This is a genomic window from Nocardia sp. CA-135398 (genome assembly GCF_050955845.1).
Lineage (GTDB): Bacteria > Actinomycetota > Actinomycetes > Mycobacteriales > Mycobacteriaceae > Nocardia.
In genome coordinates, this window is sequence record NZ_CP192084.1 from 3,898,321 (window position 1) to 3,915,220 (window position 16,900).

Annotated in this window: 1 protein-coding gene; it reads right to left on the reverse strand. The window is 66.8% G+C overall.

What is annotated here, in order from left to right; genetic code table 11:
* Positions 1-152 precede the first annotated feature (152 nt).
* Complete coding sequence (locus ACQP1T_RS17205) at positions 153-16,679, reverse strand: amino acid adenylation domain-containing protein (RefSeq protein WP_433761467.1); 16,527 nt, start codon at positions 16,677-16,679, stop codon at positions 153-155.
* Positions 16,680-16,900: the final 221 nt, after the last annotated feature.

The following is a 16,900-nucleotide window of genomic DNA, read 5'->3' on the forward strand; positions in this document are numbered from 1 at the left end:
GCGCAGCTGAGCGATGTGCGTCGAGACAGCCGCGTCGAACATCCCCAGCTCTGGCCGCCGCATGGACGGAGCCGAGCCGCACCACAGTCGAGTGGACCCGAAGCTGGGCGGGCGTCACAGTCCGAGTCTACTTCCACTCATCAGTGGTCGTGTCACAACCGCTCGTGCAGGACCTCCGCGATACGCCGGAGCGCCGCATCGCTGGTCATCCGCCAGTGTGTGGTGGCTACCGGGTAGTTGTGCACCGAACCCGCCACTGCGGCCGTCCAGGTCGCGGCGCCGACCGAACACGTCGGATCGTCGTGTGCCGCAGTGAAGTAGACGAGGTCCCCGTCGAAGGAGCGCGCACGATATGCCGCGTCGAGCGTCGCCGAATCGATTGCCGCGGCCACGACCCGTTCGATCCGCGCGGCCCCCAAGGACGCGAACGGCTCGGGGAGCGTGCTCAATCGCTGTGCCAGTTGAGACAACTCCACCGTTTCGTCCAGGCCGAATTCCGTGGCTTTATCGCCGAGCAGTCCACCGAGCAGTTCTGGCACCGCAACCTCGATCCCCGCGATGGGCGATCGGGCAGCGGTCTCGAGTAGCCGACTGTCCATCATGCCCAGCAGCGCCACCTGCGCCCCTTCGTCCTGGAGTTGGACGGCCATGGCATGCGCGAGCACACCGCCGAGTGACCAGCCGAGCAGGTGGTAGGGGCCCTCCGGTTGCACCGCACGAACGTGCTTGACGTAGTGCCGCGCCCAGTCCTCGATGGAATCCGGCAGTGGGTCCGCCGAACTCAGCGCCGGTGACTGGAGTCCGTAAATGGGCCGATCCGGTTCGAGATGGGCGGCAAGCCCGGCGAAGGACCAGGCGATGCCCCCGATCGGATGGATGCAGAACAGCGGCTCGGCGGTACCGGAGGTCCGCAGTGGCAGCAGTACGTCGAATGCCGCGTCGGCACCGGCACCCTCTGTGCCGCGCGCACGCAATTCCGCGACGATGCCCGCGGGGGTGGGGGCGGTGAACGCCCACATCACCGGGATCGTTTCGGCCATCGCCTCGCTCAACCGAGCCGTCAGCTTGGTCGCGATCAGTGAATTGCCGCCCAGTTCGAAGAAGTTGTCATCCAATCCGATGCGATCCAGACACAGGACATCCGCGAAAATTTCGCAGACCATGGTCTCGAGCGCGGTCGTCGGTGCGCGGTAGGTGCGGGTGCCGAGCTCGGGTTCGGGCAGTGCCGCGCGGTCGAGTTTGCCGACCGGGGTCAACGGGACACCATCGAGGACCACGATCGCCGTCGGAACCATATGCGACGGCAAAGTCCGTGCGGCCCAGTGGATCAGCCGATCCGGATCGATCATCCGGTCCCGGGCGGCCACCACGTACGACACCAGAACCGTTGCCCCAGCGGAATTCTCCCTGCCGACCGTGACGGCGAAATCCACGTCCGCATGGGCGGCCAGTACCGCATCGATCTCGCCGAGTTCGATTCGGAAGCCACGGATCTTCACCTGGAAATCGGTACGGCCTCGATAGTCGAGCTCGCCGTCGCGGTTCCATGCCACCAGATCGCCGGTGCGATACATCCGGGCACCCGGTTGGAACGGGTTGGCGACGAAACGATCTGCCGTCAGGTCAGCGCGACCGAAGTAGCCCCGCGCCAACTGTTCTCCGGCCAGGTACAACTCACCCGCGACGCCGACCGGGACCGGGCGCAACCGCGAATCCAGGACGTATACCCGACTGTTCCACGCCGGTCCGCCGATCGGCACGGCCGGTTCATCGGACCGGCCTACCCGATGGCTGGTGATCGACACCGCGGCCTCGGTCGGGCCGTACAGGTTGTACAGCGACGTATCGGGCGCCGCCGCCGCGAATCGGCGCGCCAGCGCGGCAGGCAGGGTCTCACCGATCGCCAGCACCCGGCGCAACGAATCCGGCGGCCGGCCCGTCAGCAATGCGTCCAGCATCGATGGCACCGCGTGCAGCGTGGTCACGCCCGCACGTGTCATCAGTTCGTTCAGGTATGCCGGGTCGCGGTGGCCATCCGGTGCTGCGATTACCAGGCGGCCGCCGCAGACCGCGGCCGACCAGAATTCCCACACCGACAGATCGAACGTCGCCGCCGTCTTCAACAACACCGCGTCATCCACGGTCAATCCGAATTGCGCTGTCTTCCACAGCAACTGGTTGACAATCGCACCGTGTGAGACCGCGACCCCCTTCGGGCGACCCGTGGAACCCGACGTGAAGATCACATAGGCCGCATGCTCGGCGCGTAACGGCGCGATCCGCTCGGCGTCGGTGATCGGGGCCGTGTCCACCGAGGACAGGTCAAGTCGATCCACCAGCACCACCGGCGTAGCGCTGGTCCCGAAATCCGCATCGGCATTCGTCAGCACACAAACCGGTGCCGCCGTCTCGAGCATGTACTCGGTCCGCCGCGCGGGTTGATCGGGATCGATCGGCACATACACACCACCGGCCTTGCTCACCGCATACATCGCGACGACCAGATCCACCGAACGCCGAATGGCCAACGCCACCAGCGACTCCGGGCCGACACCCCGCGAAATCAAATACCGCGCGAGTTTGTTCACGCGTCGATCCAGCTCGCCGTAGGTAATCCGAATACCGTCGGTGGTGACGAGTGCCGTGGACTCCGGTGTGGCAGCGACAGTCCCATCGAGCAGCGACACCAACGTGGTGTCCGTATTCACTTGGTGCGCGGTGTCGTTCCATACCGTGAGGATCCGTGTACTTTCCTCGGCCCCGAGCAGATCGATAGTACCGACCGGCATGTGCGGATCGGCGATCACGGCATCGAGGACGCGCACGAACCGGTCCACGAAACTCCGCACCGTCGACTCGTCGAACAGATCCGCGGCGTAGGTGAAGAAGCCGCCGATACCCCTCGGCGCACCGTCCTCGTCGTAGCTGTCGGCCATGATCACATGCAGGTCGAACTGCGACAGCTGTCGATCCGTTGCCAACTCGGTGAGCGTCAAGCCCGGCAACTCCATGCCGGCCGGGGCAAGATTCTGGAACGACAGCCCCACCTGGAACAGCGGATGCCGCGCCGTCGAGCGCACCGGATTCAGCACTTCGACCAATTGCTCGAACGGCACATCGGCATGGGCGAACGCTTGGACGTCGATATCGCGTTGCCGCGCAAGCAAGTTCGTGAAACTCGCACTCGCATCCACTCGGGTTCGGAACACCAGGGTGTTGACGAACATGCCGATCAGATCGTCCAACACCGCCTCGCCCCGGCCCGCAATCGGTGTTCCGATAGCGATATCGTCGGTGCCCGACAAGCGAGCCAGCAACACCGCCAACGCGGTGTGCACAACCATGAACAGCGTGGCGTCCTCGGCCCGTGCCAACCTCGTCAGCGCCGCATGCGTGCGCGCATCGATGCGCAACTCCACTCGGCCGCCGGCGAAGGACTGCACCGCCGGACGCGGCCGGTCTCTCGGCAACCGCAGCTCATCCGGTAGGTCGGCAAGGGCCCGGCGCCAGTAGGTGATCTGCTCGGCGGCCATCGACCCCGGCTGGTCCGCATGACCGAGCAAAGCACGTTGCCACAACGTGTAATCCGCGTACTGCACGGCCAGCGGCGACCAATCCGGGGCCCGCCCCAGTGCACGAGCGGCGTATGCCGAGGCAAGATCGCGGGTAAGCGGGCCACCGGAGTAGCCGTCGCCGGCGATGTGGGCGACGACCATGGCGAGCACGAATTCGCCGTCCGCGACCCGGAACAGCGCGGCCCGCACGGGCACCTCGGCAGTAACGTCGAAGGTCGTCGAAATTAGTTCCAGCACAGCCGATTCCACCTCGACGGGATCGACGGTCCGGACCTCCAGCCGTGGCACGTCAGAGTGTGCGGGAGGCAGGATGACCTGCACCGGGTCCGCTACCTCCGAGTCGTCCACCGCTGGCTGCGGATAAACGGTTCGCAGGATCTCATGGCGCACAACGACATCGGTGAAGGCCTGCACCAGCGCGGCGATATCCAGCTCGCCGGTCAAACGGATCGCGACGGGAATGTTGTATGCGGTCGACTCGGTATCGAACTGGTTGAGAAACCACATCCGTTGCTGTGCGGGCGACAGCGGAATACGTTCCGGCCGTGCGCCCGCGACCAGGGCGCGGCGACTGCCGGTACCGGTGAGCTTCGCCACCTCCCGCGCACAACCCGCGACGGTGGGCGCGGCGAACAGCACACGCACTGGAACGCGGGCATCCACCGCCATGCCGAGGCGGGCTGTCACCCGCGTGGCGAGCAGTGAATTGCCGCCCAGCTCGAAGAAATTGTCGTCGGCGCCGATCCGCTCGATACCGAGCACATCGGCGAAGACACCGGCCACGGTCCGTTCCGCGACCGTGGACGGTTCGCGGTAGGTGCGCGCCGCGAATTGCGGTTCGGGGAGGGCATTTCGGTCCAGCTTGCCGACCGCGGTCAACGGAATCTCGTCGAGCGCCACGACCGACGCGGGAACCATATGCGACGGCAGGCTACGCGCTGCCCACCGCACCAATTGGTCCGTATCCAGCGACCGGCCCATCACATACGACACCAGAATCGTGGTCCCGCTCGGGTTTTCGCGCCCGAGCGTCACCGCGTATTCGACGTCGGGGTGGGCGGCGAGCACCGCATCGATCTCCCCGAGCTCGATGCGGAAGCCACGGATCTTCACTTGGAAGTCCGTGCGGCCCAGGTACTCCAACTCCCAATCGGTGGCCGCGGCATTCGGTACCTCGACCCAGCGGACCAGATCGCCGGTCCGGTACATCCGGTCGCCCGGCGCACCCCACGGATTCGCGACGAAACGTTCCGACGTCGAGCCGGAACGGCCGTGATAGCCGCGGGCCAGTGCCGGGCCCGCCAGATACAGCTCACCGGTGACGCCCGCCGGCACCGGGCGCAACCGCTCGTCGAGCACCGCTGCCCACCCGCCTGGTACCGGACGGCCGATCGTTATCCGTTGTCCCGCAAGCAGAGTCGTATAGGTGGCGCCGATCGTCGCCTCGGTCGGACCGTATCCGTTGATGAAGCGGCGACCCGGCTGCCACTTGGCCAGCAGTTCGGCGGTGGTGGCCTCGCCACCTGCGGACACGACCTGCAAGTCGTCCAGGCCGGCGGGATCGACAGTGCCCAGCAGCGCCGGGGTGATGATCGTATGCGTCACCCGTTCGCCGCGCAGCAGGTCATGCAGGTCGGTGCCGCCGACGATATCCGGTGCGGCGATCACCAGGGTGGCGCCGCTGTAGAAGGTGCTGGACCACTCCTCGACCGATTGGTCGAAACTCGGCGAGCACACATGCAGCATCCGATGTCGCGGCCCGAGTCCGAGCATGTCGACGGTGTGGCCGACGAGTCCACCGAGTCCGGCGTGGGTGACGGTGACACCCTTGGGCGATCCCGTGGACCCCGACGTGTAGATCACATAGGCCGGATGCGACATGCGCAGCGGCGCACGACGGTCCGCGTCGGTCACCGCGGCCGCCGAGTGGGCGGCGCAGCGCGCGAGCATCGCGGGATCGTCGAACACCAGCCACTCCACCGTGTCGGGTAGACCGGTCTGCGCGGCGACCGTAATGCCGAGCACCGCACCGGAATCGGCCACCATGTGCCGCACCCGGTCCACCGGATAGCTCGGATCGACCGGCAGATACGCGCCACCCGCCTTGGCGACCGCCCATACCGCGGCGATCATCTCGTAGGAACGTCGCATCGCCAGCGCCACCACCGTCTCCGGCGCGACACCTCGATCGATCAGTACGCGCGCCAGCCGCGACGACAGCTCGTCCAGCTCACCGTAGGTATAGGCCCGCCCCGCGTCGCGCACCGCGACTCGATCACGCCCGAAACCGACTCCCCGGGTCAGCAGATCCGGCAGCATCCCGAGGGTTGCCGGGGCGCCGCCGCCCATCCCGGTGAGCCGCGCGTACTCGTCCTCGACCAAGAGCGGCAGATCGCCTGCCCGCGCCGCTGGCTCGTGCACGACCGCCGCCAGCACTCGAACGAACCGGCGGGCGAATATCTGTGCCGTACCGTCATCGAAAAGATCACGCGCGAAAGACATCTCGCCGCACAGTCGATCCGAGTCGCCATCCGCGGTCGAGATCGCCAGTGCCAGATCCCCAACGGCATCCGGCGGACTCTGGAACGACAGAGCCACCTGGAATAGCGGATGCCGACCCGGCGACCGCCGCGCGCCCACCAGATCGACCAACTCGTCGAACGGAATACCGGCGTGCGCGAATCCCTGGAGTTCACGCTGGTGTGCCTCCGGCAGGAGGTCGGCGAAGCGCGCGGCCCGATCCACGCGGGTACGCAGCACCAGTTCGGCACGGCGACCGCCTGGCGTCGGCGTGCCGATCGCTATGTCGTCGGAGCCGGATAGTCGCGCGAGCAGTACCGCCAATGCCGTGCGCACCACCGCGGTCCATGTCACGCCCGCCTTGTGCGCAAGCCGTCGTAGGCCCAGGTGTACCTCGTCCGGCACCGAGAACTCCACTTGCCCACGGACGTCGGACCGCACTGCCGTGCGCGGGCGGTCCGATGGCAGCTCCAGCCGATCGGGCAGGCCTGCCAAGGCCGTGCGCCAGTATCGAGATCTGGTGATCGGGTCGTCCGATTCGGCGTCGCAGAGTCGCGCGATCTCGGCCGCGGTACGGTCCGGGCTCGTCGGCAGATCGTCGAGCACGCGGCGAAGCCGATCGGCCACGGCCCGCGCCGTCTCGTCGGCGACCATATCGCGCCGGTATTTCACCTGCACCAGCGTCCGGGTATCGAGGAAGACCACAACGGTGATCGGGTAGTGCGTGAAGTCGGCCCCGCGCATTTGCTCGATCCGCAACCCGTCGATGGCGCCACCGGCCTGCTGAAGCCCGTCGGCGTCGACGGGGTAGGACTCGAACACCAGCATCGTGTCGAAAAGCTCGTCATGGGTGATCGCGGGAGCTTGCGTAGTCGGCGCGGTGGGCGAGCACAGCGGGATGGCAGCCGACAGAGCTTGCGTGGTGGATACGGACGAACCGACTACGCGTTGGATCGCGGCCAATCCGAGGTGGTGATGATCCAACAGCGACGCCTGCTCGGCCTGTAAACCGGTCAGCAGGGCAGGCACCGTCGTGCCGCGATCGAATCGGATCCGTACCGGGACGGCATCAACGAACAGGCCGATCATGTCGCCGATACCGTCGAGCTGCGGCGGTCTGCCGGAGACGGTCGCGCCGAAGACGACATCGTCGCGTCCGGTGCTACCGGCGACGACCAGACCCCACGCCGCCTGTACCACCGTATTGGCGGTGACCTCGGCCGTCGCCGCGTAGGCGGTGAGTGCCGAGGTCTGTGCGGTCGACAGATCGAATTCACAGACGCCGAACCCGTCGCCGACCGCCGCTGGCCAGGTCAGTTCGGGGGCGAGCATGGTCGCGGTGGCGTCGGTCAACGCCTCCGACCAGGCGCGCACCGCGGCCTCCCGGTCTTGTCGCGCGAGCCACCGCAGGTAGTCGCGGTAGGGCCGGACGGGTGCGAGCAGCGCCGTGTCACCGTCGGTCGCGTACAGGACCAGGAGCTCCTTCATCAACAGCGGCATCGACCAGCCGTCGAGCAGGATGTGGTGACCGGTCAACACGAGGTGGTTACGCTTTTGCTGCCCGGAGTCATTGGTGTACACCGTGAATCGCAGCAGCGGCGCCACTGCCGGATCGAATCCGCGTCGCCGCTCGGCGATCAGCAGTTCCGGCAGCTCGGCCTCGGCCACGCCGTCGACGACCTGCCACGGCACCTCGACCCCGTTCACCACCAGCTGCACCGACGTCCCGTCGACCGTGGGGACGAAGGCCGACCGCAGGTTCGCGTGCCGGTCCAGAATCGTCTGCGCGGCTCGGCGCAACCGGCCCATATCCAGCTCGCCGGTCAGCTGGGCGGCCAGCTGGATGATGTAGGCCTCGGCCGAATCGTCCAGTAGCTCGATGAGTACCCGCAACGAGCCCTGCAGCGGTGACAGCGGCAGCACATCCGACAGTCCGGGATAGTTCCGCCGCCACTGGTCCAACTCGACCTGCGAGACCCGTACCAGCGGAACATCCGATGGGGTCAGACCACCGGCAGCCGGATCCTTCGAGTGGTCGGCGATCGCGGTGAGCGCGGTCAGCCAGTCCTCGGCCAACTCCCGGACCGCCGCCTCGTCGAGAATCGCGGCGGCGAAGGCGAACGACGCCACCATCCGCGGGCCGTCCGCGGTATCGCTGACGATCGTGTTGATGTCGATCACCGCGGACAGCGGCAGGTCCGGATTCGGCTCTGCGGCAACGGGTCCCAGATCTGCGGTCGGCAACCAGCCGGCATCCGACCCGCTGTCGGGCACCGCCCCCGCGGAGACGCGGCCGAGGTAATTGAAGCTGATCTGTCCGAGATCACCGGCAAGCGCGTCGGCGGTATCCGGATTCAGCTGCCGAAGCAGCCCGAAACCGATGCCTCGATCCGGCACCGAAAGTAGTTGCTCCTTCACCGATTTCAGCACCGCGGCGGTCGCCTCGCCACCGGCGAGGGCGGCTTCGGCGTCGATCCCGGACAGGTCGATGGTCACCGGACTGATGCTGGTGAACCAACCGACAGTGCGGGTCAGGTCGGCGCCGGGCACTGCGCCTTCCTCGCGACCGTGCCCCTCGAGCCGCAGCCGAGTGACCGGAGCATCGACGCCGCGCCGCGCCCGCCAGGACCGCACCGCCATCGCGAGCGCGGCGAGCAGACTGTCGTTGGCGCCGCCCTGGTACAGCGCGGGAACCTTGCCGAGCACCGCATCGGCGACCTCGACCGGAACCCGGATATCGAACACACCCCTGGTCTGGAAGGTATCGGCGACCGGGTCCAGGGCACGGGCGCCGAGCAGCGGATCCGGGGTCGCCAACACCCGCCGCCAATATCCGAGCTCCTCGGCGCGGTCCGGTGTGGCGGCCGCTTCCACCAAGGCGTGCGCCCAGCGTCGGAAGGAGGTGCCGACGGTGGGCAGTGCCACCGGCTGCCCGGCGCTGCGCTGTGCCCACGCGAGCATCAGATCCGGGATCAGAATGCGCCACGACACACCATCGGTCACATAGTGATGGACCGCGACGGCGACAGCATCGCGCGCGTCGGGCCTGCGCAGCCACGTGCACGTGATCATCCGGCCCGCAGCGGGATCCAATCCGGCCAGCGCGGAATCCATGGCCGCGTTGGCAATTCGGTTCAGCTCGGCCTGGTCGACACCCGCGGGCACCTCGACCTCGGCGACCAACGCGTCGACCTCGATGGCGCCACGAGCCGACACCTCGAACCGCCACTCCTCGTCCACCTGCCACACCCGCGAGCGCAGCACATCGTGATGATCGAGCACCGCGCCGATGGTGGCCAGCACACCCGCGCGATCGATGCCCTCCGGCAAACCGAGCACCATGCTCTGGGCGAACCGACTGAACGAACCGTTGGCGAGGAACCAAGCGAGTACCGGGGTGAGCGGAACCGTGCCGACTCCACCGCCGGGCAGCTCGGCTAAGACCGCCGCCCCCGACTCCGCGCCGACCACGGCAACACGAGCCAACCCCGCGACTGACTTGTGCTCGAACACATTCCGCGCCGTGAATACCAGCCCTGCCGCTTTGGCCCGCGACACCAACTGGATCGACATGATGCTGTCACCACCCAGGGCGAAGAACGAATCGTCCACCCCGACCCGCTGCACACCCAGCACCTGCGTGAAGAGCTCGGCAAGCCGCGTCTCGACCGCGCCGACCGGAGCACGCGAAACCGCCGTAGGGAACACCGGCTCAGGCAACGCTTTACGGTCCAGCTTTCCATTCGAAGTCAATGGAACCCGGTCCAACAGCACAATCGCCGCGGGCACCATATGCGACGGCAGGAACCCGGCCGCATACTCCCGCAGCTCGGCCGGATCCACGACCCGCCCCGGTGCCGCCAGCACATACGACACCAATGCAGTCGCACCACCGGATATTTCACGACCCAGCGTGACCACGAAATCGATATCGGCATGTCGGCCGAGCACGGCATCGATCTCGCCGAGCTCGATACGGAAACCCCGCACCTTCACCTGGAAATCAGCGCGACCGACATAGTCGAGCTGCCAATCCGCCGACGCAAGGGCGAGATTCCCCGCTCGCTGCTCCGGTTCCGCGTACCAGCGCACGAGGTCGCCGGTGCGATACATCCGCGAACCGGGCCCACCCCAGGGATTGGCGACAAACCGCTGCGCGGACAACCCGGCACGGTTCCAGTAGCCACGAGCCAACGCGGCGCCCGCCAGATACAGCTCACCCGTAATACCGGGCGGTACCGGATTCAACCGCGAATCCAGCACGAACGCCGAGCTACCCAGAATCGGCTTGCCGACCGTGATATGTTGCCCCGCAACCAGTTCCACATTCGACGACATGACCGTCGCCTCGGTCGGGCCGTACGCGTTGAACAACCGGCGGCCGGGCTGCCACTTGGCCAACAGCTCCGGGGTCAGCACATCCCCACCCACGAACAGCACTTCCATCCGGTCCACGCCGGTCGGATCGACGGTGCCGAGCACTGCCGGTGTGATGATCGTGTGCGTCACCTGCTCGGTCCGCAGCAACTCGCCGAGTTCCGGTCCGCCCATGACATCCGACGGCACGACCACCAATGTCGCCCCCACCGAGAACGCGCACATCCATTCCATCACCGACGGATCGAAACTCGGCGAACAGATATGCAGGTACCGGTGGTGCGGTTCGAGGCAGTATTGGCCGACCGAATGATCGACCAAATCGCTCAGCCCGCCATGGGTCACGGCGACCCCCTTGGGTAGGCCCGTCGAGCCCGAGGTATAGATCACGTAGGCCGGATGTTGTATCCGTAACGGCACGATCCGCTCGGCATCGGTGACCGGGTCGGCGGACTTGTCGGCGCACAACACCGCCGTCAGCGGTGCATCCAGCACCAGCCAATCGGCCTCATCAGGTAGCCGGTCGACATAGTCGGAGCCGGTAATGCCCAGGGCCGCACCGGAATCGGTCAACATGTGCCGCACCCGATGCGCGGGAAGAGCGGGGTCGACCGGCAGGTGCGCACCACCGGCCTTGGCGATCGCGATCGCCGCCAGCACCATCTCGTAGGAACGGGGCAGTGCCACCGCGACCGGCAGTTCGGGACCGACACCTCGATCGATCAGGACCCTCGCCAACCGCGACGACTGTTCGTCGAGTTCGCCATAACTGATCGACCGACCCCCGTATCGCACCGCGACCCGGTCCCGGCCCAAGGTGACCCCACGGGTCAGCAGCTCAGGCAGCAATCGGGGCGTCCGCACGTCATCGTCATCGACTCTGGTCAGCAGGGCCAGTTCGTCGTCGCCGAGCATCGGCAGATCACCGATCGGGTCGCACGGGCGATGCACCGCCGCCGCCAGTAGCCGACGGAATCGCTCGGCGAAAACATCTACTGTGCGTCGGTCGAACAAATCGGGCGCGAAGTAGAGGGTCGCGACGATGCCGGAGCTGTCTCGGTTCTCCCGAATGTGCAGCCACAGATCGAATGGTCCGCGGGCGACGGGAGTCCGGTCACCGGCGGACAACATCACCTGTACCAGCGACCGGTCCGGATCCAGCAATGCCGCCAACCCGTCGAAGGGCAGGTCGGCTCGTGTGAATGCCTGTAGGGCAATGTCTTTCGTCTTCGCGAGCAGATCATCGAAGGAGATTTCACCCGGCACGCCGGTGCGCAGTACCACCGTATCGACCGAGTCACCGGTTCCCACCGGGGTGCCGATCGCGATGTCCTCGGTACCCGATAGTCGCGCGAGGAGTACCGCGAATGCCGCGTGTACGACGGTGAACACCGTCGTATCGCGGGTCCGCGCGACCCGAGGTAGCTGCAGATCCGCACCGATCTCGAACTCGACACAGGCTTCCGCACGGGTAGGCACGGCCGGCCGGGGGCGATCCCTGGGGAGGTTCAACTCATCCGGCAGCCCCTGGAGCGCGGTCCTCCAGTAGCGCGTCTGCGCGATCAGATCGCCGCGATCGTCGAAGATCCGATTGATTTCCGCTGGCGTGCGCTCCGGCGTCGCGACGAATTCACCGATGAGCGCCCGCAATCGGTCGGCGAGCGCCTGCGCGGCGGCGGTGGTGATCAGCTCGCGCCGGTACTGCACCTGTACATGGAGTCGGGTGCCCAACTCGACCACGACAGCCACCGGATAGTGGGTGAAGTTGCGACCTTGGAGATCGAGGACTTCAAGGCCGTCGATCGTCCCGTGGGCCTGCCGCAAGCCATCGGTGTCGACCGGATACGACTCGAAGGCCACCAGAGAATCGAACAACTCGCCCGCATCAGCGGCGCGCTGAATATCGGCCAATCCGAGGTAATGACCGTCGAGCAACGAAACCTGTTCGGACTGAAGCCGAATCAGCAGTTGCCGCACCGGCGCATCGGAGTCGAACCGAACCCGAACGGGGATGGTATTCGCGAACAGGCCGACCATTTCATCGACCCCGTCGACCTGGGGCGGCCGCCCGGAAACCACCGCACCGAATACGACATCATCGCCTCCGGCACAGGCCGCCAGCACCAGACCCCACGCCGCCTGGACCACCGTATTGACGGTGACCTCGGTTGCGGCGGCGAACCTCAGCAGCTCCGCGGTCTCGGCAGGTGACAGCTCGGCGGCGCGAACACCGTGGCCGTCGGCGGCGGTCGTGGGCGGCGGCAGGGTGCTGGCCAGCCGAGTGGGCGTCAGACCTGCCAGCGCCGCGCGCCATCTCCGCTCGGTGGTGTCCCGGTCGTAGCGCGCCAACCAGGCGAGATAGTCCCGATACGGCCGGACCGGCGGCAGCGGCGTCGAAATGCCGTCGGCCGCATAGGAAACCAGGAGTTCCTTCATCAGCAACGGCATCGACCAGCCGTCCAACAGGATGTGGTGCGCGGTCAACACCAGATGTACGCGTCCGGAGTTCGTGCGATACACCGTGAATCGCAGCAGCGGTGCCACCGTCGGATCGAACCCGCGGCGTGCTTCGGCGGCCAGCAGCGACGCCGGATCGGTGTCCGATGTGTCGACGATGCGCCACGGGACCGCCAGGCCGTCGGCAACGATCTGGACCGGGGTGCCCTCGACCGACGTTCTGAACGCGGCCCGCAGGATCGCCTGCCGATCCAACACCGCTTGCGCCGCCCGTCGTAGGCGATCCAGATCGATCACGCCGGACAACTCCACCGCCAACTGCAACAGGTAGGGATCTGCCGACTCGTCCGAAAGCTGTGTCAGGAAAAGCAATCCGAGCTGCAATGGCGACAGCGGCAGGACATCGACCAGGCCCGGGTGCTCCCGCTGCCAGATATCGAGTTCACCCTGGGTGATCCGCACGAGCGGGACATCCGCCGGAGTCAGGCCACCGGCCGCCGGATCGTGGACGTGTCCGGCGAGCATGGTCAATGCGGCCACCCAGCACTCGGCCAGCTCCCGCACCGAGTCCTCGTCGAGGATCTCGGACGCGTACGCGAACGACGCATTCAGTTGCACGCCCGCGTCGGTATCGGTCGCGATCGCGTTGATATCGACCACGGCGGCCGCGGGCATCGCCCGATCCTGGTCGGCTTCCGGGGCGCCCCAGTCGGCGGTCGGCAGCCAACTCCGATCTGTCAGCACATCCGGTACGTCGCTCGCGGAAATCCGACCGAGATAGTTGAAGCCGATCTGGCCCAGCGCACCGGCGAGCTCGTCCGCGTCATCGGCGCCGAGATAGCGCAGCATGCCGAAACCGATGCCCTTATCCGGCACCGCGAGCAGTTGCTCCTTCACCGTCTTGAGCATCGCCGCGGTCGCGTCGGCGGTATTCCACGCGGCATCGGCGTCGACGCCGGACAGATCGAGCACCACCGGATACATGCTGGTGAACCAGCCGACAGTGCGGTTCAGGTCGGCACCGGCAACGGCGTTTTCTTCACGACCGTGCCCCTCCAGCCGGATTCGCGTGGCCGCGGCATCGATCCCTCTCGTCGCCCGCCACGAGCGCACCGCCAGCGCCAACGCCGCGAGCAGACCGTCGTTGACCCCGCTCCGATACAGCGTCGGCAACTCGGACAACACCGCATGGGTGACTTCGGTCGGCACCGTGATGGTGAACCGGCGCACTGTCGCCGCGGTATCGATGACCGGGTCGAATGCCCGCGCGCCCAACAGTGGATCAGCGACGGTCAGTACCCGCTGCCAGTACGGCAGTTCGTCGCTACGGTCGGTCGTCGCCTCGACCAGACCGTGTGCCCACCGCCGGAACGACGTGCCGACGGCGGGCAGGGCGATTCGGTGTCCACCGTCGCGTTGTGCCCATGCGGTCACCAAGTCCGAAATCAGAATGCGCCATGACACGCCGTCGATCACGTAGTGATGCGCGGCGATGATCAGCGCATCCCGGCCGTCCGGTCGAGACAGCCAGGTGCAGGCGACCATCCGAGCCGACGCCGGATCGAGCGTGTCGAGGGCGGAATCCATTGCCGCACTGGCTGTTTCGCACAACTCATCGATGTCGAGTCCGGTGGGGACGTCGATCCGGGTGAGTAGCGCGTCCACGTCCACCGCACCCGCTGGCAGCGTTCGCAGTTGCCATCGCCCATCCACGGACCACACCTGCGCGCGGAGCATGTCGTGGTGATCCAGCACCGCGGTGAGTGTGGCCACCAAACCGGCCCGGTCGATGTGCTCGGGTAAGTCCAGCACCATGTGCTGGGTGAACCGGCCGAACGACCTTCCCCCGACGAGGTGGGCGGCCAGCACCGGTGTCAGCGGAATCTCCCCGATACCGCCTCCGGGCAACTCCGCGAGCCTCGGCACGGGATCGGCACCGATCACCGCGACTCGCGCCAAACCGGCCACCGTGCGCTGCTCGAACACATCCTGCGGGGTGAACACTATCCCTGCCGCACGGGCCCGCGACACCAGCTGGATCGATAGGATGCTGTCTCCGCCGACCGCGAAGAACGAGTCCTCCGCCCCGACCCGCACACCGAGCACCTGGGCATACAACTCGGCGAGTCGAGATTCCACGGAGCCCACCGGAGCGCGCGACACCGCCGCCTCGAAGACCGGCTCGGGCAACGCCTGCCGATCGAGCTTTCCATTGGCGGACAAGGGGATCGCGTCGAGCACAACGATCGCGGACGGCACCATATGGCCGGGCAATACGGCTCCGGCGAAGCGCAGGATTTCCCGGATATCGACGGAAACGCCGTTGCTCGCCAGCACATAGGAGACCAGTACGGTCGCGCCCGAGGGTGCGACCTTGCCGAGAGTCGCGGCGTATTCGATATCGGGGTGACCGGTCAGTGCGGCGTCGATTTCACCTAGCTCGATACGGAAGCCGCGGATCTTGACCTGGAAATCCGAGCGGCCGAGATATTCGAGTGTGCCATCGGCGCGGCGCCGCACCAGATCGCCGGTGCGATACATCCGTACGCCAGGGCAGCCGGCTTCCCCGCCGAACGGATTCGCCACGAATCGTTCCGCCGTGAGCGCCGCCCGCCCCAGGTAGCCCTGCGCGAGCGCGGGACCGGAAAGATAGAGTTCGCCGATCACGTCGGCGGGTACCGGGCGCAACCGCGAATCGAGCACCACCGCGCCGATACCCGGCAGGGCGGTGCCGATGGTGATCGGCTGCCCGGGCACCAACTCGGCGCTTTCGGTGGCGAGAATGGTGACCTCGGTGGGCCCGTAAGCGTTGTAGAAGGACCGCCCGTCGACCGCCCACCGCTCGACCAGCCCGGGGCCGAAGGCATCACCCGCGACGACAACGACCCGCAGCGCGTCGAGTCCGACCGGATCGACCGACTCCAGCGCGGCGGGCGTGATCAGCATGTGCGTGACACCCTCACGACGGAGCAGATCGGCTAGTTCGGCGCCGCCGAACACCGTCGGCGGGGACACCACGAGCGTCGCGCCGGAACTGAAGGCCAGCAGCACTTCGAGCACCGATACGTCGAAGTTCGGCGAACAAACGTGCAGCACCCGCGAATCGCTGTCGACCGCGTAGCGCTCGCGCTGCGCGTTGACCAGCATCGCAAGACCGGCGTGCGTCACCACAACGCCCTTCGGGCGACCGGTCGAGCCGGAGGTGTAGATGACGTAGGCCGGATGCTGTTCGGTCGGTGTGCCCACCCGGTCGACATAGGAGATCGGATGTGCGGGTCGTGCCGCGATCCGCTCCCGGTGCAGCGGATCATCGAGGTCGAGCCAGTAGATCTCGGTGCCGAGCCGCGCGCGGTGCGTCGAGTCGGTGAGCCCCAGCACCGCCCGGGAGTCGGCGACTATGTATGCGCTGCGCTCCGGCGGAAGGGTGGGGTCGACCGGCACGTAGGCCGCACCGGTCTTGGCGATGGCCCATATCGCCAGAACCGATTCGATCGAGCGGGTGAAGCCGACGGCGACGACGTCGCCGGGGCCGACGCCCCGGGCGATCAGTTCCCGTGCCAATCGTGACGACGATTGGTCCAGCTCTGTGTAGGTGAGTTCGCGCTGGTCAGCCGGTTCGCCGGTCGGGTTGTAGCGGATCGCGATCGAGTCGGCCGCGGACTCGACCGCGGCTCCCAACAACTGCGTGAAGAGCGGAATACTCGATCTGCGGCGAATTCGACCCCGAACAGTGCGACGAACCCTATCCATTCGAGTACTACAGTCCTCTCGCGCCGAACCAGCTCTAGCCGAAACCCACGAACCCGGCCGGATCCCGGCACACCGTTGGCGGACCAGTGTCGAACACAGCGAGAAGGAATCGATTTTGGAGCAATTGTGCCCTATCAAATCACAGGCACCGGCATCATGACGTCACATGGGTTGCATCCGCGGGCCGAACACTGAGCGGTTGCCGAGCAGGTTATCGAGTG

Excerpts from the sequence above, each read along its gene's own strand:
- ACQP1T_RS17205 (WP_433761467.1), bottom strand. The coding sequence starts at position 16,679 with ATGGATAGGGTTCGTCGCACTGTTCGGGGTCGAATTCGCCGCAGATCG.